General features: G+C 64.3%; 17 protein-coding genes and 2 pseudogenes. 7 read left to right on the top strand and 12 right to left on the bottom strand.

Translation table 11 applies throughout. From position 1 onward, the window contains the following. Positions 1 to 34 precede the first annotated feature (34 nt). A complete protein-coding gene (locus C7W88_RS18445; protein WP_118075034.1) occupies positions 35 to 1,003 on the top strand; it encodes an alpha/beta hydrolase in 969 nt (322 codons plus the stop codon). Then, positions 1,000 to 2,109, top strand: coding sequence for a pectinesterase family protein (locus C7W88_RS18440; protein WP_118075033.1), 1,110 nt, complete (start codon positions 1,000 to 1,002; stop codon positions 2,107 to 2,109). Before C7W88_RS18445 ends, C7W88_RS18440 begins: the two co-directional genes overlap by 4 nt. 62 nt (positions 2,110 to 2,171) lie before the next feature. Here the strand turns inward: C7W88_RS18440 and C7W88_RS18435 are convergent, their stop codons facing one another. The 5 genes and pseudogenes from C7W88_RS18435 to C7W88_RS18415 all read right to left on the bottom strand — a co-directional run bounded on the left by C7W88_RS18435 (position 2,172) and on the right by C7W88_RS18415 (position 10,458). After that, the gene (locus tag C7W88_RS18435) at positions 2,172 to 3,503 is read right to left on the bottom strand and encodes a mannitol dehydrogenase family protein (protein WP_240345085.1); all 1,332 of its coding nucleotides are present in this window, start codon (positions 3,501 to 3,503) and stop codon (positions 2,172 to 2,174) included. Then, complete coding sequence (gene uxaC, locus C7W88_RS18430) at positions 3,500 to 4,915, bottom strand: glucuronate isomerase (RefSeq protein WP_118075032.1); 1,416 nt, start codon at positions 4,913 to 4,915, stop codon at positions 3,500 to 3,502. The genes C7W88_RS18435 and uxaC overlap by 4 nt, the downstream gene beginning before the upstream one ends. Then, positions 4,915 to 6,536, bottom strand: a pseudogene (locus tag C7W88_RS18425) (family 43 glycosylhydrolase). Before C7W88_RS18425 ends, uxaC begins: the two are co-directional and overlap by 1 nt. Beyond that, positions 6,533 to 7,549 carry an alpha/beta hydrolase gene (locus C7W88_RS18420; RefSeq protein ID WP_118075031.1) on the bottom strand — a complete coding sequence of 339 codons (1,017 nt, stop codon included), beginning with the start codon at positions 7,547 to 7,549 and terminating at the stop codon, positions 6,533 to 6,535. Before C7W88_RS18420 ends, C7W88_RS18425 begins: the two are co-directional and overlap by 4 nt. A 56-nt stretch (positions 7,550 to 7,605) precedes the next feature. Further along, a complete protein-coding gene (locus C7W88_RS18415) occupies positions 7,606 to 10,458 on the bottom strand; it encodes a TonB-dependent receptor (protein WP_118075858.1) in 2,853 nt (950 codons plus the stop codon). 253 nt (positions 10,459 to 10,711) lie between these two features. Here C7W88_RS18415 and C7W88_RS18410 point away from each other — a divergent pair, with 253 nt between their 5' ends. Together C7W88_RS18410 and C7W88_RS18405 are read left to right on the top strand one after the other, a co-directional pair. Then, on the top strand, positions 10,712 to 12,052 hold the full coding sequence (locus C7W88_RS18410; RefSeq protein WP_118075855.1) for a polysaccharide lyase family 1 protein: 1,341 nt from the start codon (positions 10,712 to 10,714) through the stop codon (positions 12,050 to 12,052). Between the two features lie 17 nt (positions 12,053 to 12,069). Next, entirely contained in the window at positions 12,070 to 12,444 is a 375-nt protein-coding gene (locus C7W88_RS18405) for a cupin domain-containing protein (RefSeq protein ID WP_206065886.1), read from the top strand. On the opposite strand, the gene C7W88_RS18400 is transcribed toward C7W88_RS18405, so the two are convergent. From C7W88_RS18400 to C7W88_RS18380, 5 genes are all read right to left on the bottom strand, one after another. Continuing rightward, on the bottom strand, positions 12,413 to 13,957 hold the full coding sequence (locus tag C7W88_RS18400) for a carboxylesterase/lipase family protein (RefSeq protein ID WP_118075856.1): 1,545 nt from the start codon (positions 13,955 to 13,957) through the stop codon (positions 12,413 to 12,415). The genes C7W88_RS18405 and C7W88_RS18400 overlap by 32 nt on opposite strands. Then, on the bottom strand, positions 13,944 to 14,924 hold the full coding sequence (locus tag C7W88_RS18395; protein ID WP_240345135.1) for a sugar kinase: 981 nt from the start codon (positions 14,922 to 14,924) through the stop codon (positions 13,944 to 13,946). Before C7W88_RS18395 ends, C7W88_RS18400 begins: the two co-directional genes overlap by 14 nt. A gap of 44 nt (positions 14,925 to 14,968) precedes the next feature. Continuing rightward, positions 14,969 to 15,736 carry a 2-dehydro-3-deoxy-D-gluconate 5-dehydrogenase KduD gene (kduD, locus tag C7W88_RS18390; RefSeq protein ID WP_118075029.1) on the bottom strand — a complete coding sequence of 256 codons (768 nt, stop codon included), beginning with the start codon at positions 15,734 to 15,736 and terminating at the stop codon, positions 14,969 to 14,971. A gap of 26 nt (positions 15,737 to 15,762) precedes the next feature. Continuing rightward, complete coding sequence (locus C7W88_RS18385) at positions 15,763 to 16,401, bottom strand: RpiB/LacA/LacB family sugar-phosphate isomerase (RefSeq protein ID WP_118075028.1); 639 nt, start codon at positions 16,399 to 16,401, stop codon at positions 15,763 to 15,765. 113 nt (positions 16,402 to 16,514) lie between these two features. Further along, the gene (locus C7W88_RS18380; RefSeq protein ID WP_118075027.1) at positions 16,515 to 17,531 is read right to left on the bottom strand and encodes a LacI family DNA-binding transcriptional regulator; all 1,017 of its coding nucleotides are present in this window, start codon (positions 17,529 to 17,531) and stop codon (positions 16,515 to 16,517) included. A gap of 153 nt (positions 17,532 to 17,684) precedes the next feature. Here C7W88_RS18380 and C7W88_RS18375 point away from each other — a divergent pair, with 153 nt between their 5' ends. The 3 genes and pseudogenes from C7W88_RS18375 (at position 17,685) to C7W88_RS18365 (ending at position 21,456) form a co-directional block, all read left to right on the top strand. After that, positions 17,685 to 19,232 carry a UxaA family hydrolase gene (locus tag C7W88_RS18375; RefSeq protein ID WP_240345084.1) on the top strand — a complete coding sequence of 516 codons (1,548 nt, stop codon included), beginning with the start codon at positions 17,685 to 17,687 and terminating at the stop codon, positions 19,230 to 19,232. Positions 19,233 to 19,298: 66 nt separating this feature from the next. Next, positions 19,299 to 20,123: a 2-keto-4-pentenoate hydratase gene (locus C7W88_RS18370; RefSeq protein ID WP_240345083.1), complete on the top strand. Its 825-nt coding sequence runs from the start codon at positions 19,299 to 19,301 to the stop codon at positions 20,121 to 20,123. 53 nt (positions 20,124 to 20,176) lie between these two features. After that, a pseudogene (locus C7W88_RS18365) lies at positions 20,177 to 21,456 on the top strand (MFS transporter). A gap of 132 nt (positions 21,457 to 21,588) precedes the next feature. Here C7W88_RS18365 and C7W88_RS18360 read toward each other — a convergent pair. Beyond that, positions 21,589 to 23,421 (bottom strand): sulfatase-like hydrolase/transferase, encoded by a 1,833-nt coding sequence (locus C7W88_RS18360; RefSeq protein WP_240345082.1) that lies wholly within the window; start codon positions 23,419 to 23,421, stop codon positions 21,589 to 21,591. A gap of 272 nt (positions 23,422 to 23,693) precedes the next feature. Further along, positions 23,694 to 24,005 (bottom strand): TonB-dependent receptor, encoded by a 312-nt coding sequence (locus tag C7W88_RS18355; protein ID WP_240345081.1) that lies wholly within the window; start codon positions 24,003 to 24,005, stop codon positions 23,694 to 23,696. Positions 24,006 to 24,024 lie beyond the last annotated feature (19 nt).

Here is a 24,024-nt window from a genome sequence, read left to right as displayed (position 1 = left end):
GCATGAAAGCGGCCGGTTGATGACGCTGTTAAGGATGGCACTCGCGGCGGCTGCAACTGCCTGCGGGCTGACAGGTTCGATGCCGGCAACCGCAAGAGAGGTGGACGACAGCTATACCGTCGCCCAGCGCTTCGAGCAGTACAGGAACCAGTACAGCGGGATCAGCTGGCCGGCAGTGACCCTTGCCGAGGGCCAGGAGATCCTGTTCGACCGTTCTTACAAGCGCCTGTCCGAGCGCAGCCTTGGCCTTGATGTCTTCCTGCCGTCGCAGAAAAGGCGGCTGGGCACTGCCCTGGTGCTGCTTCATGGAGGTGCCTGGCGATCGGGCGACAAGAGCCACTTCTACGCACTGGCCAGCCACCTCGCCGGACTGGGCCATACTGTCATCCTCCCCGAGTATCGCCTCGCGCCCGAGGCCCGTTACCCTGCCGGGATGGCCGACGCCGCAGACGCCTTGCGCTGGGTGCACGACAATGCGGCGCGCTTTGGCATCAAGCCCGATCGGGTAGCCGTGGGCGGCGCCTCATCCGGCGGACAGATGGCGGCTTTGCTCGCATATGATGCAAGGTTACGCACCGATGCGGCGGGCCGTGCAGCACCGGTCGCTGCTCTGGTCGATCTCGACGGGGTGCTCGACATGACCGATCCGCTGGCCTTGCAGTTCGAGAATGCGGCGGGCGACAAGTCGCCGTTTGCGCAATGGGTCGGCGGATCGTTCGAAAGCTCCCCGCAGACTTGGATCGAGGCGAGTGCTGGGCGTCATGTTTCGCAGACGTCTCCGCCGACCCTCATCCTGGGCAGCGGCATCCCGCGCTTCACCGCAGGGAGAGTGGCAGTGCTCGCGGCCTTGCAAAGTCATGGAACGCAGGCGGAAGTGTACGATCTGGCCAATGCGCCGCATGATTTCTGGCTTTTTGAACCATGGCTGACCCCCACTGCGCGCAGGATCGACCGGTTCTTGCGTGCGGTGATGGGCTTCGGCCAGAACGGGGACAGGCGATGAAGTTCTGCTTGGGAGTTCTGGCAGCTGCACTGCTCGGCGGAGCGCCCGTTCTGGCCAGTGCGGCAGCCGACACATACGCGGTTGCACACGACTGCACGCGCTCTGCCCTGCCTTGCTACACCTCGCTGCAGTTGGCGTTGGATGCGGCTGAACGGGATCACTCGGACCGGTGGATCGAGATCCGGGTCATGCCCGGCGATTACGAAGAGAAGCCCGTGATCAGGCGCAACCGCGTCAAGATCGTGGGCGCGGGGCGGAGCGTCAGCCGCATCCATTTCGGCGCCGTCGCACAAACGTCAGGCCGTTATCACCGCGCCAATTGGGGAACGCCGGGATCGGCCACGCTCACGATCAATGCCGCCAAAGTGAGCATTTCCGGCATCACGATCGAGAACACCTTTGACTATCTGGCCAACGATGCGCTGGCTGCCAGCGACGCGGGCAAGATTGCCAACCCGCAAGCCGTTGCGCTTCTTCTTGATGTGGCCAGCGACAGCGTGGCTATCGCCGATGCAGCGATACTCGGCTATCAGGATACCCTGTTCACCAACGGCGGCCGGGCCCGGATTGCGCGCTCGCTGATTGCCGGCAATATCGACTTCATCTTCGGCAACGGCCTGCTATTGATCGAGAACAGCGAAATCCGGACGAGGAAGAGAGCCGCGGAAATCGCCCCTGGCGATTTTCATTCCTTCGTTGCGGCGCCCTCCACGCCGCTTTCCCAGTCGACGGGCCTTGTGATCTACCGCAGCCGCCTGACGCGCGAGGCGGGCGTGCCGGACGCTTCTGTCGCGTTGGCCCGACCATGGCACCCGACAAAGCGCTTTGCCGATGGCCGCTACGCCGATCCTGAAGCTGTCGGCCATGCGCTGTTTGTCGATTGCCACATGGACGCGCATATTCACCCCGACCACTGGGCGCCGATGAATGGAACCTCGAGGGACGGCACCATGAGCACCGTCTTCCGCCCGCAAGACGCGCGCTTTGCCGAAAGAGGCTCGACCGGTCCCGGAGCGGCGTCGAAGCCAATCGGGATGACCTGGAGCGACGCACGTTCCCTGCAGGACATCAGGCAGGAATTCGCCGGTATCGCGCTCGGCCACTAGCGGACCTCAGCAGATCTGCCCCACACTTGCCCGCCAACGGCCGGAGTATGGGGCCAATCAGGCTATTGCGGCCGCCAACGGCTGGTAAGCAGCCCGCCATCACCGAACAGCGCGATCATGGGATTGTCGCTCTTGACGGCGCGGGAGAGCTTGTCGGCCATGGGGTCGTCAACGGGTCCGTTGTGGCCTTGCAGATGGTGCACCCATGCGGCCAACCCCTCGCGGATGGCGGGGCAGGTCCGGCCCTGCTGCTCGTTGTGCTTGAGGGTTTCGAGCCAGCGCTGCGGAACCTTCTGCGAACCGTCCATGGCGATCTGGATCAGGCGGTGGTTGAGGCTGGGGTTGGCGAAGCGGGCGATGAGTGCGTCGGCATAGGCATCGAGGTCCTGATTGGGCGCTGGCGTGATGGTAGGTGCAGCTTCTTGCCGCATCAGTTGCTCGGCAAGCGCGCGCAAGTCCGGATCGGCAATCGCCTCGTGGACGTACTCGTGGCCAGCGCGCAGCCCGCAATAGGCCAGCAGCGAGTGCGCGCCGTTTAGCATCCGCAGCTTGGCCGTCTCGTAGGGGCCGACTTCGGATACCAGTTGCGCGCCAACGTCTTCCCAGCGCGGGCGAGCGCCGGCAAAGCGATCCTCGATCACCCATTGGCTGAACGGTTCGGTGACGACGCAGGCCTGGTCCTCAAGGCCGCCCAGAGCCTTTGCCACCATTGCCCGGTCTTCGTCCGTCGTGGCCGGCACGATGCGGTCGATCATCGTCGAGGGGCAGGTGCAGTTTGCCGCGAACCATGGCACCAGATCGGGCTCGTGCCGCTCAAGGTACTGCAGCATCAGGCTCTCGAGCTTCGCACCGTTGTCGGCAAGATTGTCGCACGAAAGCAGCGTCACGCCGGGAAGCCCCGCCTTGGCCCGCGCCAGCAGGCCCTGCGTGACGAAGTAATAGAAGCTCAGGCTGTGCGCGAGATCGAAATCGAGAGTTGCGTCGGCGCGGCGGCAATAGCCCTTCTCGGTCACCGTCAGGCTGACGATGCGGGTGGCAGGTGCAGCCACGGCGGCAATCACCGCATCGGGCTCCTCGCTCGCCACCAGCACGCCCCGCACCGATCCCACGATGCGCAGGGCCGCTTCATCGGCCGATTGCTCGGCCACGGTGTAGAGCCCGCCTTGCGGGTTCATCTGCCGCGCCACGCCGGGCGAGCGCAGCGAGACACCGGTGATCATCCAGTCACGGTCACCAGCATTCATCGCCGCATCGGTGTACCAAGCCTGATGCGCGCGGTGGAATGCGCCGATGCCGAAGTGGACGATGCCAACCTCTTGGCTTTCGCGATCGTAGAGCGGGCGAGCAACCTCAGCGGGCAGGGCTGCCAGCGTGTCCGGGGACAGGCGCTTCACAGGTTATAGGCCTTCTTGGCGAGGTTGTACGACAGGTCCTGCGCCAGTTCGGCCGCTTCCCAGTCCTCGATGCGGTGTTCGGCAACAAGCTGCGCCAGGAAGCCGCAATCGATGCGCCGGGCAACGTCGTGCCGCGCCGGGATCGACAGGAAGGCGCGCGTATCGTCGTTGAAGCCGACAGTGTTGTAGAAGCCCGCCGTCTCGGTGGTCATCTGGCGGAAGCGCTTCATGCCTTCCGGGCTGTCGTGGAACCACCATGCCGGGCCAAGCTTGAGGCAGGGGTAGTGCCCGGCCAGCGGCGCCAGTTCGCGGGCATAGGCGCTCTCGTCCAGCGTGAACAGGATGATCGAGAGGTCTTGGCTGTTGCCGAAGCGGTCGAGCAGCGGTTTGAGCGCATGGACGAAGTCGGTCCGCGTCGGGATGTCGGCGCCCTTGTCGCGCCCGAAGCGTTCGAACACGGCAGCGTTGTGGTTGCGGAACGATCCGGGGTGGATCTGCATGACGAGGCCATCGTCAAGGCTCATCGCCGCCATCTCGGTCAGCATCTGGGCGCGGAACAGTTCGGCATCGGCCGGGGTAGCTTTGCCGGCCACGACCTTGTCGAACAGCGCCGCTGCCTCGCTGGCAGACAGGTTGGCGGTTGCTGCCGTGGGATGGCCATGGTCGGTGCTGGTCGCGCCCATCGCAGCGAAGAAGGCGCGGCGCTGGCGGTGCGCGGCAAGGTAGCCGGTCCAGCTGCGGCAATCCTCGCCGGTCAGCCCCGAGAACAGGTCGAGGTTGGCCTGGAAGCCCTCAAACTCGGGATCGATCACCGGGTCGGGGCGATAGGCGGTGATGACCCGGCCCTGCCACCCGCCCTCGCGCGCATTCTCGGCGCGGATCGCGGCGTGATGCTCCAGCGTGTCGAGCGGGCTCTCGGTCGTGGCGATCACCTCGATGTTGTAGCGATCGAACAGCGCGCGCGGGCGGAACGCATCGGAGCCGAGCTTTTCGGTGATCGTGTCGAAGTAGAGGTCGGCCGTCTCGGCGCAAAGCTGCACGCTCATGCCGAAGGCCTCGGCAAAGACCCAGTCGAGCCACATGCGCGAAGGCGTGCCGCGGAACAGCCAGTAGCGCTCGGCAAACAGCCGCCACGCCGCGCGCGGGTCCACGCCCTTGTTGCGCACGCCGAGGTCTTCCAGCGCCACACCTTGCGAATAGAGCATGCGGAACACGTAGTGGTCCGGCACCAGCAGCAGGTCGGTGGCATTGCCGAACGTCGCGTTGCCGGCAAACCAGCGCGGATCGGTATGACCGTGCGGGCTGACGATCGGCAGACACGCCACGCTGGCGTACAACTCACGCGCAATGGCGCGCACCGAGGGATCGGCCGGCAGCAACCGGTCGGGATGAAGCTCAAGCGTGCGGGGCATCAGTCGTCCAGTGCAGTGAAGGTGAAGTTGCTGAACCTCGTCTCGCCGGGGCCTGCGGCGTAAAGGCCGGGCCGCAGCATCAGGAAACCGCCGCGCACGTTATGATGATAGCCTGAGACTTCCATCCCGCGGTCGAACTTGCGCCATGTGCGTCCGCCATCGCCCGAAGTGTGATAGCTGACGATATGGCGGCGGTTGGTCACCCGCATTCGCATGGCAGGGCCGTGCGGATTGGCCGGCCGGCCGCGCTCCATCCCGTACTGGTGCGTGACGAAGCGCTCCCGGTCGAAGCCGAGCCCGGCATAAAGCTGGTCGTCATAGAACAGCACGAGGCCTGCAGTGGCGCCCTCGGCCAGTTCGATGTCGCACTCGAACTGATAGGACGTATCTCCAGCGATCAGCAGCAGTGGCGAACCGGACGACGGGGCCTGACCCTTGCCCTTGAAGAACAGGGTCTTGTCGGCAACGCGCACGCGGTCCGCTTCATCCGGCGCCGGGCGGAAAAACGACCATTTTGTGCCAAGTTGCAGCGAGCTGAAATCGTCGCTCAGCGGCATGCCGTGGGGAAGCGCCTCGCCCCTATCGGCTTGGCCAAGGGGTGGGAGAGATCGCCGCCTTTCATGTGGAACCAGCCATCGGCAGTCCATGCGACGGGATCGAGCAGGCACTGGCGGCCCAGCGTCCAGAAGCCGTTCTCGAAACCGTGATAAAGGCTCCACCACGATCCGTCCGGAGCTTCGACGAGGCTGGCGTGGCCGCGCGACCACCACGCCTCGCGCACGTCGGTGGTGCGGACGAGCGGGTTGCCTGGGTGCTGCTCCCAAGGCCCGTGGATCGACCTGGACCGGGCGGCAATGACCATGTGCCCCGTGGGCGGGCCAGCGGTGCCACCGACGGCAGTGAGCATGTAGAACCACTTGCCGACGCGGTGAATCTTCGGCCCTTCCGGGGAAAAGCCTTCGACGTCCCATTCATCGGGGTATCGCCATGGGTCGTAGACATGCTCTACCGGCCCGGCGAGCTTGAGGCCATCGTCCGAAAGGCGCACGCGATCGCCGCCGGACAGGAACAGCCAACGCGAACCGTCTTCGCCGACCGCATGGCACGGGTCGATATGGTCGTGCAGGCCGAGCGGGACCGGATCGCTCCACGGCCCGTCGATATGATCGGCATGGGTCACGTAGATCTCGTTGCGCGGAAGAGCCTTCACCGGGATGTACAGGAAGTAGCGTCCGGCGTGCTTCTCAAGGCTGACCGCCCAGACCGATCCGATGTTCCTGTGCAGCGCAGGCTTGCGCGGTTGCCAGTTCACCAGATCGCGCGAGTGCCAGATCAGCAGCCCGGGATAGCTCTCGAAGCTGGAGAAGGTGAGGTAATAGTCCTTGCCGTCCTTGAGGATCGCAGGGTCCGGACGGTCGCCCGAAAGGATCGGGTTCAGGAACGTGCCGTTGCCCAGATCGGCAACGCGCTGGTTGTCGAAGCCCCGGTGCCGCGAGGAGATCTGACGCGGCGCCGGGGCAGGTGCGGCGCTTGCCCCGAGAGGTGCGGCAAGGCCGAAGGAGGCAAGACTGAAGGAGGCATGGGCAGCAGATTTCAGGGCATCGCGGCGATTCACGGTCATAGTGCCAGTCCCGTAGTGCGCGCCCATGCCCGCCAGAGCTCAGGCCAGACTTCGACCGGCTTGCCGATTGCCTTGCGCAGGCCAAAGCCATGGCCGCCGAATTCGAACAGGTGGGTCTCCACGCGCACGCCTTGCGCCTTGGCGGCGGCGCGAAGCAGCAGGGTGTTGTTGACCGGCACCGCGTCATCGTCCTCGGCATGAAGCAGGAACAGCGGCGGGGCATCGCGCGGCATGTTGCGGTGAGGGGAATGCGCAGCTTCCACCGCCGGGGCGGCGGCCTTGCCGACCAGCCGTTCGCGTGAACCGGGATGGGCATCGGGCGCGGACATCGAGACCACGGGATAGATCGGCGCGGCGCTGTGCGGTTTGGCCGACAGCGCGTCCGCTGCATCGACCGGGCCATAAGTCTTCGCCGCAAAGCGCGTGGCCAGATCGGCGCAGAGATGACCGCCGGCAGAAAAGCCCATGGCCGAGACGCGTTCGGGGTCGATTGCGAAATCCCCCGCACGGTGGCGGATCACGCGCATGGCGCGTTGCGCGTCGGACAGGGCGACATCGGGGCCTGCCGCCCAGCCTTCCCCCGGCAGGCGATAGAACAGGACGAAGGCGGTGAAGCCACGGGCTGCGAGCCAGCGGCCCATCTCGTACCCTTCCTTGTCAACCACCACCCAGCGATAGCCGCCGCCCGGTGTGATCAGAACCGCAGCGCCATTCGGGCGGTCTGGACGAAAGACCGCCATGCGCGGACGAGATATGCCGAACACGGCCCGATCGGTAACGAGGCGGTCGATCGAACGCTCCTGCACGGTTTCGACCAGTGCCTTGACGGGTTGGCCTGGCGCGCCGCCCGGCCAAAGATCGATCGTCTCTGACGGCTGCGGCAGGCCGGGAGGCAGAGGGCCTCCGGGAACATTCGGCGGCGTCGTCTGGCCACGCGCTGCCGCGCCGAGGCCGAGAGATAAAAAAGAAGCCGCCATGAAGTATCGACGATCGAGCGATCCTGCGACAGTCATGGCAGCTCCTTCTAAGTTGCCGGGCGCGGGAGGGGTGCGCCCGGCAGGGTGGGTCGTCAGTACTTGAAGCGGGCACCCACCAGGATGTTGCGCCCGTAGTGATTGTTCTCGTAGTTCCGGTTCGCGTCGATGTCGGTGTAGCGATAGCGGTAGGTATCGAGCAGGTTGTTGCCCTCGACCGAGAGTTCGACCCAGTCGGTCAGCTTGAACCGCATCGATGCGTCGAGATTGAACATCGACCCGTAGCCTTCGAGCACGTTGCCGGTGCCGCTCGCCCCCTCGTGATAACGACCGCGATACGTGCCCATGACGCGTGCCGAGAAGCGGCCGTCGTCATAGTACAGCGTGCCGTTGAACGCCTGCTTGGAGACGTTGGCCAGAGCCGCAGTCCTGTCGACGTTGACCAGTGCGCCGCCCGGCGCGGTCGCCGGACCCTGCAGCGTGTAGGTTGCATCGCTGTCGATGAAGGTCGCGTTGGCGATGATGCCGAAGTTGCCGAGGAAGCCTTCGGTGAAGATCTTGAACGGGATCTGTGCGGCCAGTTCGATACCCTTCAGCTTTGCACCGGTGCCATTGACAGTGGTGGTCAGCGTCCAGATTGGCTGGTTCAACAGGGCAGGGTTCAGCGCGGCCGGCGATGAGGGATTCAGCACCGAAACCGGCAGACCCGTCTGTGCGAAGGTCGCCTCGGTGATTGCTGCGCTCTGCGTGAAGCTCGCCACTTCCTTGATGAAGCCCGCCACCGAGATCAGCGCCTGCGGGGCGAAATACCATTCGATCGACAGGTCGTAGTTGGTGGCCTGGAACGGCTTCAGGAACGGGTTGCCGCTGTTGACGCGGAAGTTGAACCCGTCTGCCGAACCACCCGGCGTCAGCGAGCCGAGTGTTGGGCGCGTGATCACTTCGGCAACTGCACCGCGAACGATCAGGTCTTCGGTCGGGTAGAACGCGATGTTCGCCGAGGGCAGCCAGTTGTCGTACGACCGCTCGACCGTAGCCTGCGTGCCGCTGACGAGGCCGTAGGAGGACTGTTCGGTCTTCACATAGCGGATGCCGGCGTTGAGCGCATAGCGCAGGCCCAGCAATTCGCCCTTGCCGTCAAACTGCAGGTAACCGCCCTTGGTGGTTTCCTGAACCCCGCGAATGTTGCCCGCATCGGCAACCAGCGCGCGGTCATAGAGCTTGGTCAGCGCCGTGGTGGTTTCGAGATTCGGCACCAGCCAGGCGTTGGTGTTGCCTGCCGGCTGCCCGGCGTTGCCGAGGTTGAACATCTGCGCCAACTGCGCGGTCACCGGGATGCCGTACACCGCGGTGGGGCCGAAGACCGACGAGGCCGAGCAGGTGATCGTGCCGAGTACCCGGTCAAGTCCGCCATTGCCACACACGGCGGTGTCGCGGGTGTAGGATTCGGTATCGAAATTGAAGCGGCGCCACATTGCCCCCGCCTTGACGGTGAAGCCTTCGGCAACGTCCCATTCCGTGCGGAATTGCACAGTCTTGAACTTGTTCACCACAGTCGATGGGCGGTCACGGATTTCGGCAAGCTGGAAGTTGGCCGGATCGGTCACGCTGGTGCCGAAGGTCAGCTTCGGGCGCTTCATGTCCGTGTAGTCGAAGCTGTAGCCTTGCGCGTCGCGATCATCGAAGATCATCGTGGTTTCGACCGGGATGTCGGCATCCGATTTCGAGAAGCCGCCGAGCACCGTGAAGCGCAAGGTATCCGACAGGTCCTGGTCCCACGTGCCGCCAACCTGATAGAACTCGGTCTTGCTCTTGCGCAGGTAATGTTCGGTGCGGACCCAAGCATCGTTGAGCGTTGCGGAGATCATGTTGTTGTTGGCATCGTAAACCGGGTTCACGACGTTGATCGAACGCTCGTTGCTGCGCAGCAGGACTTCGCCCCACTGCTCTTCGCGATCGGCGTTGAAGCGGGAGAATAGCCCATCGATCGAGAACTTGGTGGCATCGCTCGGGGCGAACTGGACCGAGCCGGTCAGGCCGAGGCGCTCGCGGTCGTGCTTGACTTCGCCGTAGCGCGGGATGCGTGGGTGGAAGGCAAGGGCAGCCTTGTTACACGCGGCGCTGCTGACGTAGGTGCCGCCGCTGTTCGGCGTCGTGAAGCAGTTGGTACCATTGACAGAGTCAAAGCGGGCCTGGGACCAGCGCACGGTGTTGTTGCCGAGCTCAAGGACCTTGGTCTTCTGGTACGCGGCAGAAAGCGAGACGCCGAAGGTGCCGGCATCGTTGCGCCAGCTGAGCAGACCGGCGAGACGTGGGCCAACGTAGTCCGACAGGTCGTTGTATGTGCCGACAACCGAGGCGACGCCGGTGAAGCCGGCCTTGCCAGCCAGCGGGTTGCCGGTGTTGAGATCGACCACTGCGCCCAGCGAACCTTCATCGAGGCTGGCCTCGGCAGTCTTGTGGACGACGATCGAGCTGAACAGCTCGGAGGCGAAGACGTTGAAGTCGAACGCGCGGTCGCGGTTCGCCGAAGCGCCGTCGGTCGAGGTTGCCACGGTCTCGAGGCCGTTGACGCGGACGCGGGTGAACTGGCTGGACAGACCGCGCACCGTGATTGCGCGGCCTTCACCGGCATCGCGCGAAATCGAGATGCCGGGGATGCGCTGGAGCGATTCAGCAAGGTTCTGATCGGGGAACTTGGCGATGTCTTCGGCGACGATTGCATCGACGGCGCCGACGGCGTTCTTCTTGACGTTTATCGCTGCCTGGAGCGACTGGCGGAAGCCGGTGACGACGATCGCATCATCGGGTGCTGCATCGTCTGCGCCCACTTGCGCTTCAGGCGCCGCGACCGCTTCCTGCGCCTGTGCGAGGCTGCTTGCCGCGAGCGCACCGCTTGCCAGCAGTGCCATCCTGAACAGCGATGTGCGCGAAACTGAAGTAAGCATGATGAATCCCCTCATTGCCCTTTTCGGGGCTATTGATACCGGTGTCAAAGGGGGAAGACGCAAAGCGCCAACCTTCCTGTGCACCACTGCTCCCGCAAGCCGGCCCTGCTACCAACATGACACCGACCATTGATCCGGTCCCGTAGTGATCACGCCCGCCAAGGCTTGGCGCGTCATCAAGGTAACCGGTGTCATTATTTATTGCCCTTGCTTCGCGCCTCTGTCAATAACCATGCCAATGGGAGAATCTGCGATGCACCAGAGACTGCAAAAGTTCACGATTTCGGCCATTTTCGCCAGTCTGCTGGCAACGACCGCCTGGGCAGAACCGCACCCTGCCGATCCGACGAGGGGCGGGGCCACCGGGCGAATCATCCGCGTTACCACGCTGGCTAAGGCCGGCCCCGGATCGCTTGCCGAGGCTCTTGCCGCAAAGGGTCCGCGCACCGTCGTGTTCGAGGTCGGCGGCACGATCGACATGGGCCGCGACACGCTGGAGATCACCGAGCCGTTCCTTACGGTGGCCGGACAGACCGCACCTTCGCCGGGAATCACGATCATCAAGGGTGGCATCGATCTGAAGACCCACGACGTCATCCTCTCCCACTTGCGCGTGATGACCGGCGCCGATGGTCAGGCCAAGCTTTCAGGCTGGGAGGCCGACGCTTTCTCGACCGTGGCGGCGCACAATGTCGTTGTCGAACATTGCAGCTTCCTGTGGGCGCTTGACGAGAACATGTCCGCATCGGGCCCGCGTTTCACCGGCAATACCGTGGCTGAATGGCGCGCCGGCACGAGCCATGACATCGTCTTTCGCGAGAACATCGCAGCGGAAGGGCTTGCCAACGCCAGCCATCCCAAGGGCGAGCATTCCAAGGGTTCGCTTATCCACGACAATGCAACGAACATCACGTTCTACCGCAATGTCTGGGCGCACAATGTCGAGCGCGCGCCGCTGGTAAAGGGCGGGGCGCAGGTCACCATGATCAACAACGTGATCTATAATCCCGGCCACCGCGCGGTGCACTACAACCTGATGAATCTCGAATGGACCGGGCACGATTACGTCACCGGTGAGATCACTGCAGTGGGCAACGTAATGCGCGGCGGCAACGATACCGATCCGGGCCTGCCGTTCCTGATGCTGGGTGGCGATGGCGATCTCAAGTACTTCGGCAAGGACAACCGCGCGGTCGACCGCCACGGCAATGCGCTCCCGCAGTTCGGCCGCTATGGCGAGACGCGGGCCAGGCTGATCACCGCAAAAGCGCCTTTGACCAACCTCTCTCGTTACAGCGCCCTGCCTTCGGGCGAGGTTGAGACGTCCGTTCTGCAGACGGTCGGTGCGCGCCCGTGGGATCGCGCGCCTGATGATATCCGCGTGCTGTTCTTCGTCGCCGAAGGGCGTGGCGACATTATCGACGACGAGAAGGAGGTCGGTGGCTATCCACATCCCGTGGCCACCTTCGCGCCTTTCGTCGAGGACGACTGGAACCTCGATACGATGACGCCGAAATCGGGCCGATATCCGGGCCAGAAGGCCGGGCCGCAAGAAAAGCTCTCCACCCGAGATGCCGGGATGCGCCAGCCGTGAGCGCGATCGTCGCCCTGATGCTTGCCGCCGCGCCACCCATGGCGGTTGTCGATGAGGCGGACACCATGCGGCGGGAACCCCCACCGCATGGCAACATCGGCATGAGCACTGCTTGGCGGATCAGCGACGCGGTGCCTCAGCCGCGCCGCATGGAATTCCGCCGCCGCACGCTGGATGTCGGGGCAGCAATCGGCGAACATCCCATCGCGCACGACGAGGTCTATTACGTTCTCGAAGGTGAGGGCGAAGTCGTGTCCGACGGGCAGCGTGCCGTGCTCAGGAAGGGCATGACCGCCTACCTCTACGAGGGAGCGGTCGTCGGCATCACGCAGCGCGGGGACGCGCCTCTCGCGCTGATCATCAGCTACCCGGTTGAACGTAAGGCGCCGTAGCCCAGAGTTCGCGCTCCCAACGGCGGGGATCATTGACGGTTTCGGCCCGGCCGTCCGAAACGACCAGCGTTTCCCGGGCAGGCAGGGTGTAGGGCATCCACGCCGCCAGACCGGGCTGTCCGGTCCTGGCAAGGCCGGTGAATGCCTGCATCAGCAGGTTGCTGGTCGTGCGTGCGCCTGCATCCGTCCCGCTCATGCTGCCGGGCGCATCGAGCGTGCCGAAGACGTAAGGGATGTCATCGGTGTGGGCGGCACCGCGCAAGGGATCGCGCGGAGACGGGCGGTCCAGCTGATAGACCCAGGTGGCTTTGGCACCAGCTTTCGCCCTCTCGTCCGCCTCGATCACCTGCCCGGGCCAGGAGCGGCCGGCCGTGGTCGCGGAATAGAACACCTGCTCGGGCGTCCATTGCGGATAATGTGTGCGGTACTGCCCGACGACCCAATCGACATCGAGGTCAATCTTGATCTCAGGTGCGATCCGGGCGGCAAGGTTGTCCCAGGTCAGCCCCTGCAGCTTCGGCCCGCGTGGATCGATGAAGGCCCGCGTTTCCTCGCGCGCATTGCCGAGGATCATCGGTATGCTCAGCGACTGCGGCGCCGCATCCGGCCAGAACGGATGGCGGGGCAGGTTGGTCATGTCCAGAACCGGCCCCATGTAAAGGCTGCCACCCATGATCGGATCGGTTGTGGCGAGGCCTTCGACGAGTTGTTGCACAGGCATCGTCCGCAGCGTTTCCACGTCATCGGGGCGCAGCTTCAGCGCTGCGAGCAGGGCAAGCGTCCGCTTCCATGCGTTGCCCGGTCCGCTCGCCACAACTTGCTGGCCGCTCATCGTAGCCGCCGCGTGGAACAGGCCGTCAGCCGCCGGCATTGCCATCAGCGTTGCAATCTTGGCGCCGCCACCTGACTGCCCGAAGACCATGACCCGCGCCGGATCTCCACCGAACGCCACTATGTGATCGCGTACCCATTGCAGCGCGAGGATCAGGTCCAGCTGTCCCAGATTGCCGCTATCGGCAAACCGCGGTCCGAATGGCTTGAGCCAGGCATAGCCCAAAGCATTGAGCCGGTGGTTGACGGTGACCACGACGACGTCGCCTTGCGCTGCCAGCGTCCCACCGTGCGTCAGCGGATCGGTGACCGTGCCGTTCGAGTAGGCACCGCCGTGGAAGTAGACCATGACCGCACGCCGCGCTCGCGGATTGGCGTCCGGCGTCCAGACATTGAGGAACAGGCAGTCCTCGCCCTGCGCCATGTCGGGATTGCCGCGTTGCGGAGCAATCGGAGCGAAGCTCTGGGCCCTTGTCCGCGGCCCCTGCCAAGGCTCCGGCACGGCGCGTGCGAACCGCTCTGCGCGGCCATAGCGAATGCCCTTGAAGGCGAGCACGCCATCCTCGCGCAGTCCGGTAAAGCGCCCTGCCTGCGGGTCGCGGGCTTTGCCCAGAACCGGCGATGCAACCAGTGCCGCACTTGCGCCCAGAAGCGCGCGCCGGGTCAGTTCACCGCCTGACATCGCCACCTTCGGCACTGAACGCAGCGAGTTCGCTCGGCCTGATCAGACAGAAGTCGCCGGGGACAGAGTGTTTGAGCGCCGCAAGCGCAAGGCCGCATTCGGCCATGGCCTGAGCATCGCCCCCCTGCAGGTAGCGGTGCAGCACTCCCGCAGCAAAAGCGTCGCCTGTCCCGATACGGTCGATGATGCCGGTAACGTCGATCTCGGCAGTTTGATGCTTTGACCCGCGCGCGTCGACGCGGGCCGCGATGCGATGGTGATCGCTGTTCAACACTTGTCGCGCGGTCGAGGCGACCAGCTGCAGGTTGGGGAACGCGGCAAAGGCTGCTTCCACCGCCTCGCGCCGCCGTTCGGCGCCATCGCCAGAGAACGTCTTGCCGAGCAGCAGCGAAATGTCGCGGTGGTTGCCGATCAGCAAGGTTGCTGCACTTACCAGTTCCGTCAGCACGGCGCGCGGGTCGCTGTCCCAGCTTTCCCAGAGCTGGGCGCGGTAATTCCCGTCGAGGCAGATCGGCACGCCCGCGCTTTGCGCTGCGGCCACGGCCGCGCGGACAAGTGCCACGCCCTTGGGACCGAGCGCAGGAGTTATGCCCGACAGGTGCAGAAGGCTGGCCCCTTCAAGCGCGCCAGCGAAGTCGAACGCCGTTGCATCCGCCTGCGCAAACGCCGACCCTGCGCGATCGTATGTGATCGACGAAGGTCTGAGGCCAGCGCCCGGCTCCATGAAATAGAGCCCCATGCGCCCGGGCCCACGGGCGACGAAGCGAGTATCGACTCCACCCGCGCCGAGTTCCGCCCGCGCCCTGTCACCAAGGGGATTTTCAGGCAGCAGCGTGACCATGCGGGTCGCGTGCCCCAGCGAGGCCAGCGCGACGGCCACGTTGGCTTCCGCCCCGCCGACGACCATCTCGAGGCTCTGCGCCTGGACCATAAGCCGCGCGCCGGGTGGCGAGAGCCGCAACAGCATCTCGCCAAAGCAGACGACGTGACCGGCCAGCAGCGCGTTCGCAGTCACCGGGCCAGCCAGCCGCCGTCGACGGCCAGCACGTGTCCCTGCACGTAATCTGCCGCGCTGCTGGCAAGGAACACCGCTGCCCCGCCGATGTCGGCAGGGTCGCCCCAGCGTCCCTCGGGGATGCGCTCCATGATCTGGCGGTTGCGCGTCTCGTCGGCTTGCAGGGCTGCGGTATTGTTTGTCGCGATATAACCGGGCGCGATGGCGTTGACGTTCACGCCCTTGGCCGCCCATTCGCAGGCGAGCAGTTTGGTGAGGCCGGCAACGCCGCTCTTGCTCGCGGTATAGCTTGGCACGCGGATGCCGCCCTGAAAGCTCAGCATGGAGGCTATGTTGATGATCTTGCCGCGGCGTCCGGTGGCCTCGCGATTGGCGATCATGAGGCGGCCCGCTGCCTGCGAGAGGAAGAACACCGACTTGAGGTTGGTGTCGACCACTGCGTCCCAATCCTCCTCGGTGAAGTCCACCGCATCGGCCCGGCGGATGATGCCCGCGTTGTTGACCAGCACATCCAGCCCGCCCAGCGCGGAGACCACCTGTTCGACTACGGCCTGCACGGGCTCGATCGTCGAAAGATCGGCACCAACCAGCTCGCACTTGCGCCCCAGTGCCCTCACTTTGGCTGCGGTTTCCTCGGCAGGCGTGCGGCCGACAGCGGCAATGTCTGCCCCGGCCTGCGCCAGCGCCACGGCAATGCCTTGGCCGATACCAGTGTTGGCGCCGGTGACGACCGCGACGCGGCCCGATAGATCGAACAGGTTCATCGTTATCCTCTCCCCTGGATCAGGGGTCAGGCCGAAAGGCCACGCAGGTAATCGGAGATCGCTTCGTCCTTGCTGTTGGCATAGAACAGTTCGGCGAACTTTTCCCCGGCGATCGCGGCCTTGAGCAGGTCCTGATCGACGGTCTTGAGCACGGTCAGCATGTCACGGCACGATGCTTCCTTGAGACCTTTGAGGATGCCGCGATTGGTCTTCATGATCGCCGCGCGCTCCTTGGGGTAACCGAGGCCACGCTCGCCATCGAACAGCTTGCGATAGACGTCCTGCAGGTTCAGTTCGGCGGCCCAGCCAAAGCCCTTCGAATAGGGCATCGAGATGGCGTTGCCGTCGTTGATCTGGCCGAACAGGAACGCGTCGGTCGGATCGATCACCAACCCGCAGAACACGCCCGGCATGCTGTTGGCAGCAAGCATCGAACCCATGCCCGTGCCACAGCCGGTCACCACGAAGTCGGCTGCCCCGGAGTTGAGCAGGATGCCGGTCAGCAGACCGTTCATCACGTAGGTCAGCGAGGCTTTGTCCTCGGGCGAATACATGCCGTAATGGTGAACCTCATGGCCGAGCGGCTCTGCGACAGCGGCCAGCGATTCGTGGACAAGGCTCGCCTTGGCGGCCTGGCTGTTCTCGATGATCAATGCGATTTTCATGGAAATTCCTCTCGCTCCGGCCAATTTGACCCGGCAGTGTGACGCGGCTTTGCCCTTAGGTAACCGGTGTCATTAAGTGAAGCAAGCCCATTCGTGCGCCATCTTCGCAAGTCTCAGCAGGTTGCGACGGAAGCCCGCTCGATCAGGTCGGAAAGGAAGTGCGAGGGTTGCCTGCGCGCCTCTGCCGGGTCGATCAGCTTGATCGCCGCAGCTCTCGCCATTGCCTGGATCGGCCAGCGCACGGTGGTGAGCGGGGGCCAGATATGGGCGGCGATGGCGGTGTCGTCGAAGCCGACGATCGAAAGGTCTTCCGGCACCGAAAGGCCGAGCGTCCGCGCCGCATGCAGCACGCCTGCGGCCATTTCATCGTTGCTCGCAAAGATCGCGCTGGGGCGGGGAGCAGCGGCGAGCAGCTTCCTGCCTGCGGCAATTCCGGTCTCGAACGTGTAGTTGCCCTCGGCCATGATGGCTTCGTCCAGCGGGATTCCCGCCTTCTCCAAGGCATCGCGATAGCCCAGCGAACGCTCGGCAGCGGAGCGGAAGCCTTCGGGGCCTGCGACGAAGCCGATGCGGCGGTGGCCTCGACCGATCAGATAGTCCACCGCTTGCGAAACCGCCTCACGGTCGTTTGACGCCACCATGTGCTCGTCCTCGTCAAGCTGGACAGAGCCCATGCGCACGTAGGTCACGCCCAGATCCTCGCACAGTTCTGCAAGCGCATCGTTCTCGGAAATTGGCGGCAGCAACATCACGCCGAACAGGCGCTGCTGTTCGAGAAATGCGCGCACGTCGTCGAGCATTTCGGGCGAGCGGCGATTTACGGGGCGAACAACCAGCGCGAACTCGGTATCGCGGATCGCGGAAAGGATGCCTTCCTGAACTCCCAGGACCATCTGCGCGTTGGGGTTGTCGTGAATCAGGCCGATCAGGAAGTTGCGGCGCAGGGCCAGGGCCCGGGCTTGCGGGTTGGGTACGTAGCCCAGTTCCGCAATCACCGCCTCGACCTTCTCGCGCGTGGCATCGTTGAGCAGCGGCGACCGGTTGATCACCCGGCTGACGGTTTTCTTCGAAACGCCTGAAAGGCGCGCCACGTCGTTAATTGTCGGCTTGCCGTCTTTCGACTTCTTCACACGTTGTCCCGTCGATCCAGGCCCCTCTCACTGTGACTTACACCGGTGTCAAGGCAGTGCAGCGTTCCTAGCCGGTTCTTGCCAGACTTTGCAATGGGCCACGCGTCTTCGCCATTGACACCGGTTACCTAAAGTCTATCCAGAGACAGCGCCATGAAGGGCGTCTGTTGGGAGAGTCGCGGATTGTCTGTCGTCGTTGCCATGCCGGGCGTGCTGCGCGTTCACACGCTGGATAGCGTTGCGGTGGCGCTGCGTCCGCTTTTGACCGGGGCAGCGGTCGCGGTCGGTGGCGTCGCCCTGACGATCGAGGAAGACATCCCGCAGGGGCACAAGTTTGCCACGCGGGCCCATGCCGTCGGTGACCGTATCGTGAAGTATGGCTTGCCGATCGGCGTTGCCACCCAAGGCATCCGGGCCGGCGAACACGTCCACGTCCACAACGTGAAGACTGCCCTCGACGGCGAACAGGTCTATTCTGCCGAAACTGCACGCGGCGCAGCGGCTCTGGAAGCAGGCGATGCACCGATCTGGCGAGGATACCGCCGCGCCGATGGCCGTGCCGCGACGCGCAATGAAATCTGGATCCTGCCGACAGTGGGCTGCGTCGGTCGTACGGCGGAACAGGTCGCTCGTGCAGCCGAAGCGCGCCATGCCGGTCTTATCGCGGAGGGCTGTATCGATGGCATACACGCGTTCATTCACCCTCACGGTTGTTCGCAACTGGGAGATGATCTGGACGCGACCCGCGCGCTGCTGGCAGGACTGGCGGCCAACCCCAACGCGGCTGGCGTTCTGCTGCTCGGGCTGGGGTGTGAATCAAATCAGTTGAGCGCTTTGCTGGCCGCCCTTCCGCAAGCCGCGCGGTCCAAGGTCCGAACGCTGTCCTCGCAATCTGCCGGCGACGAACTGGCGGAGGCGGCAACGCTGGTAGACGAATTGGTCGAACTTGCAGCTTCCGTCCGGCGTGAGGACTTGCCGCTCTCTGCGCTGACCGTGGGGCTCAAGTGCGGTGGGTCCGATGGCCTGTCAGGTCTCACTGCCAACCCCTTGCTCGGCCGCTTCAGCGAACGCCTTGCCGCTTCAGGTGGCACGCCGATCCTCACCGAAATTCCGGAAATCTTCGGCGCCGAGCAGGCGCTGCTGAATCGTGCCGTCGATGCACCGACGTTCGCGTCTGCTGCTGCACTGGTGAACCGCTTCAAGCGGTACTACCTCGATCAAGGCCTCCCAGTGTCGGAGAATCCGTCGCCCGGCAACATTGCTGGCGGAATCACCACGCTCGAGGAAAAGTCCGCAGGGGCGGTGCAGAAGGCCGGCACCGCACCCCTCGCTTCGGTGCTGGATTACGGGGATCAGGCAATGGGGCCCGGCCTCGCCTTGCTCGAAGCGCCGGGAAACGATGCGGTTTCCTCCACGGCGCTTGCCGCAGCAGGGGCTACGCTTTTGCTGTTCACGACCGGGCGCGGCACGCCGCTCGGCTTTCCGGTGCCGACGGTCAAGGTCGCCTCGAACAGGGCACTGGCACTGGCCAAGCCCCATTGGATCGATTTCGATGCCTCGCGCGTGCTCGATGAAGGCGAGGTGGCGGCAGATGCGGCTTTTCTGGAAACGCTCATCGCTATCGCCAGCGGACGGAAGACGGCTGCTGAACGCAGTGACCAGCGCGAGATGGCAATCTGGAAGAAGGGCGTAACGCTCTAACTATGTACCGCGGTCGGACGGCCGAGACTTGTGATTGACACCGGTTTCCTATAGGCAGCCGGGCGAATGAAGGACCAAGGGATGGGGACGGAATTGAACGAGAATGCGGATCAGGTTGCAGCGGCCTTCGTCAGCGCCCGCCACGAAGCCCGCGTGCTCGAAATCTACCCCGGCACTACGCCCCAGGCGCTCGACGATGCCTATGACATACAGGATCGTGCCATCACGATCGATGGGCGCCAGATCGTCGGCTGGAAAGTCGGACGCATAAATTCTCCTTTGGACGCATCGCTTGGCGCCAACCGCCTTGTCGGCCCGATCTTTGCCGACAGCGTCGTGGATGCCGATGCCGCCGATACTCCCGCGATGCCGGTCTACGCGGGAGGCTTCGCCGCCGGAGAGGCTGAGTTCCTTGTCCACGTCGCGCCGGGCTTCAAGGGTCCGGTTCCCGCCGACGACGCCGGCACGATCGCGATTGTCGATGATGTCCGCATCGGGATCGAGATCGCCAGTTCGCCGTACCCGGGCATCAATGCCGATGGGCCGACGGTTACCGTTTCCGACTTTGGCAACAACACCGGTCTGGTGCGCGGCGCAGCTCTGCCAAACTGGCAGTCGACCGACCTTTGCGCCATCAGGGTCAAGAGCGAGATCGACGGCATCGAAGTCGGATCGGCGACCGCTGCCGCAATGCTTGACGGACCCTATGGTGCGGTGCGCTTCCTGCTTGGCAACCTGCTGGCGCGTGGCTTCGATGTGTCGCAGGGCCTGTGGGTCTCCACCGGCGCCGTGACCGGCGTGCACGAAATCGCCGTCGGCCAGGAGTTTCGTGCGATCTTCGAGGGCCACGGCGAATTGACCTGCACGATCATCGCGGCGGCCCCCCGCTGAATTGCATTTGGCGGCATGGCCCGGAACGGGTTGGCCGCTTCGGGAGAGAAGCAATGGACCAGAACTTCAACCCGCCTGCCGCCTCTGCCAAGGCCGGGCGCTACCGCTGGGTCATCGTCGCCCTGCTGTTTGCGGCCACTGCGGTCAACTACATCGACCGCCAGATGATCGGCGTGCTCAAGCCGACGCTGGTGGCGGAGTTCGGCTGGAGCGAAACCGACTTCGCCCAGATCGTGTTCTGGTTCCAGGTCGCCTATGCCATCGGCTACATCGGCTTTGGCCGCATCGTCGATGTGGTCGGGGCCAAGCTTGGCTACACTATCGCCATCGTGGTCTGGACCGCCGGCCACATGGCCCACGGTTTCGCGACCGGTCTTGCCAGCTTTGCCGCTGCGCGCTTCGGCCTCGGCGTGGGCGAGAGCGGGAACTTCCCGGCTGGCATCCGCGCCGTAACCGACTGGTTCCCCAGCGTGAGCGTGCTTACGCGATCGGACTGTTCAATGCCGGTGCAAACGTCGGCGCCATCATCACCCCGCTGCTGGTCCCGGCGCTTGTGCTGTGGTTCGACTGGCGCGCCGCCTTTTTCATCACCGGTATCTTCGGCGTGGCCTGGCTCGCCGCCTGGTGGCTGGTCTATCGCCATCCTGCCGAACACCCGCGCGTCTCGCCGGCCGAACTTGCCTGGATCCAGCAGGACCCTGCAGACCCGGTCGAGCAGATCGGCTGGGCAAAGCTCCTGACCGTGCGCGAGACCTGGGCCTACGCGCTGGGCAAGTTCCTGATCGACCCGGTCTGGTGGTTCTTCCTGTTCTGGCTGCCCGGCTACCTGTTCGAGCGCTATGACATGGACCTCAAGACCTTCGGCCTGCCGCTCGCGGCGATCTACCTGATTTCCGATGGTGGATCGATTTTTGGCGGGTGGATGTCCTCGCGCCTGATCAAGGCGGAACGCACCCCCAACTTCGCGCGCAAGGCCACGATGCTCCTGTGCGCCGTGGCGGTCCTGCCGATCTGGTTTGCGCAGAGCATCGACAGCGTGTGGGCTGCCGTTCTCATCATCGGGCTAGCCACCGCAGCGCATCAGGCCTTTTCGGCGAACCTCTATACGCTGCCTTCGGACGTGTTCCCGCGCGGAGCAGTGGGTTCGGTGGTTGGCATTGGCGGCACGGTTGGAGCGCTCGGCGGCATGGGCATGGCGCTGTTCACCGGCTATATCCTCGACAAGACCGGCGGCTCATACGAAGTTCTGTTCGCCATCTGCGCCAGCAGCTACCTTCTGGCCCTCGCCGTCGTGCATGTGCTTAGCCCAAAGCTTAGTCCTGCAACTATCTAGGCGCCTCCGTCCCACAGAAAGGCCCGGCCAGCCCTGCTCCATGCCGTTCATGAGATCACGCCTGTTAAAAGCCCCGAGCCGGCAGTGCGAATGCCGGACAGCCGTGCCCGGCAAATCGCCGTGCGCAAACCGTCATGAAGGCCACTTGGCACTTTCAGCGGGCCCCATGAAGGCGGACCCGCTCTTTATCGACCCCTGACAGGCCGCCTCGGCGATCGCCTCTGCCATAGGGTCGTACGGCCCGGTCAGAACTGCTTCGAGATAGGTTGCCAGGCGCTTTGGATACTCTGCATCCCGTTGGGCGGTCGACGCCGCAGTTTTCCGGATTACCGGCAGCGCCGGCAGGGCTGCCTTGCCGATGCACGACAATGCATCGAAAGCCTGGATGCGAACCGGCATCGGTGATGGTTCGTCGGCCAATCGCGCGAGGACCTGCACGGCCTGTTCCGGCTTGCCGAGACCGACGAGGGTCTCGGCCACAACCACGCGGACATGATCCGATGGATCCGCCACCAAAGCCGTTTCAAGATCGCCGCGGACGGTAGCCGCTTCCCCGCCCAGCATCAGGAGTCCCCGCGCTGCCCAAAACCGGGTTGCTTCGTTGGAACTGCGCAACAGCTTGCGGAACCGGTTCACATTGCGCGGTTCGCGCTTTGCGGCTGCAGCAGCCAGCCGCATCAACGCAGGAAGCGGGTAAACCGCGCGATTGCGACTTTCAAAATAGCCTTCGCCGACGGACCCTTCAGGCAGGAACCCGTTGTCGTTAATCGCCAGCATATGCCGGTCAATCGCCTGGCGCAGCCTCCTCGCTGCCGCAGCGGCCGAGGGCGAGGTGATCAGGTTGTTCACTTCGTCCGGATCTGCCGATAGATCGTAAAGCTCCTCGAAAGCCTTCGGCTTGAAGAATGCTTCCTGCTTTGCGTTGAGCTTGCCCGCCAGATGCAGGGCATTCCATTGGCGATAGCTTTTCTGCACGCTCCATTCGTAACCCACGTGCTGCCCAAGAGGTCGATGTGGCAGGTAATTACGGATGTACCGCCAGCGGCCATCGGTGACGGTGCGCACCAGGTCGTAGCGCTCGTCCATGCGATCGCGGAAGCCAAAAGCATGTTTCTGCGGCTGACCGATGCGGTGCCCCAGCAGCGGGCGTCCGGTCATCTGCGGTGGCTGTGCCACTCCGGCAATTGACAGAAGCGTAGCAGGCAGATCGATCAGCGTCACCAGCGCGTCGATCGTGCTTCCGGGCATGGCGGGCGCGAGGTGCCGCCACTTCGGCGGTACATACACGACCAGCGGCACGCGCAAGCCTTCCTCGTAGCAATATCGCTTGGACCGGGGCAGTACTCCCCCATTGTCGCCGTAATAAAACACGATCGTGTCGTCAGCCAGACCATCGGCGTCGAGCTGCGCCAGCCAATTGCCGATCTCTTGATCCATGGCGGTCATGATGTTGTAGTAGTTGGCATAATCCTGCCGGATTGCCGGATCATCTGGCAGAAAGGCGGGGATGCGAACCTGGTCTGGAGTAACGGGACCGGCCATAGGGGCGCACATCTTGGACTCGTGGCTGGTGCCGGTGTTCATCACGCACAGGAACGGCTTGTCCTTGGGTGCCTTGCGCCAATGCCCTTCGACGCCCTGAATGTCCCAGATGGCCGCCGGGACGACATCGCTGTTGTAGTCGGTCTTCGGGTTGTTGATGCAGAAGTAGCCCGCCGCGCGCATCAGTTCGGGATAAGTGCGGAACGCTTGCGGCAGCTTGGCTTCGGCCCGCATGTGCTGGGCCGGCGAGCAGCTCTCGGGATTGACGCCGGTCAGAATGGCGAAGCGTGACGGCGCACAGACTGGCGCATTCGAATAGGCATTGCGGAACAGCACGCCCTTCTTGGCCAACGCGTCGATGTGCGGCGTATGGGCCAGCTTGTCCCCGTAGGCGCCGACATAGGGATTGTTGTCCTCACTCACCAGCCAGAGGATGTTCGGCAACGCGCGAGGGGTCTGGCCATGGGCTGCTGTGAGGCCCGCTGCCCCGAGTCCCAGAGCACCGAGGGCCATGGCTTGGCGGCGAGTGTGTAACATTTTGCGGCGCTCCCACTGCAGGCGCATGAATAACATTGATCAGCTTGCCCACCGGACCGGGGGCGGGTGGTCGGAAAGCTGGTGGCCGGCCCGGAGTGCGCAGGCCGGCCAAGCCAAAGCATTGGCCCGGTAAACCAGCTCACCGGGCCAATGCCATCTTAGAACCGGAAGCCGAGCGAGGCCACGAAATAACGGTCTGCATTCTTGGGACGGAAAGCGTAGACGTCAACAACGCTAAGGCTGTTACCGATGAGCGCAGACGTCGTGGTGGTCGTGTAGAAATTCTGGTTGAACAGGTTCTTCACGAAGACCGTCAGCGTGTAGCGCGAATCCGGCGCCGAAAGCCCGATGCTGGCATCGACCAGCGCATAGCCGTCCTGAGTCTGCAGCGGGTCCTGCTCGATCGCGAACTGAACGTCGCTCTGGTAAGGCAGGTCAACCTGAACGAAGCCATTGAGTGAGGACGTCACGGGCCCTTCCCAGCGGGGA

This window comes from Novosphingobium sp. THN1, assembly GCF_003454795.1.
Classification (GTDB): domain Bacteria; phylum Pseudomonadota; class Alphaproteobacteria; order Sphingomonadales; family Sphingomonadaceae; genus Novosphingobium.
This window is presented reverse-complemented; position numbering and strand designations above follow the sequence as displayed.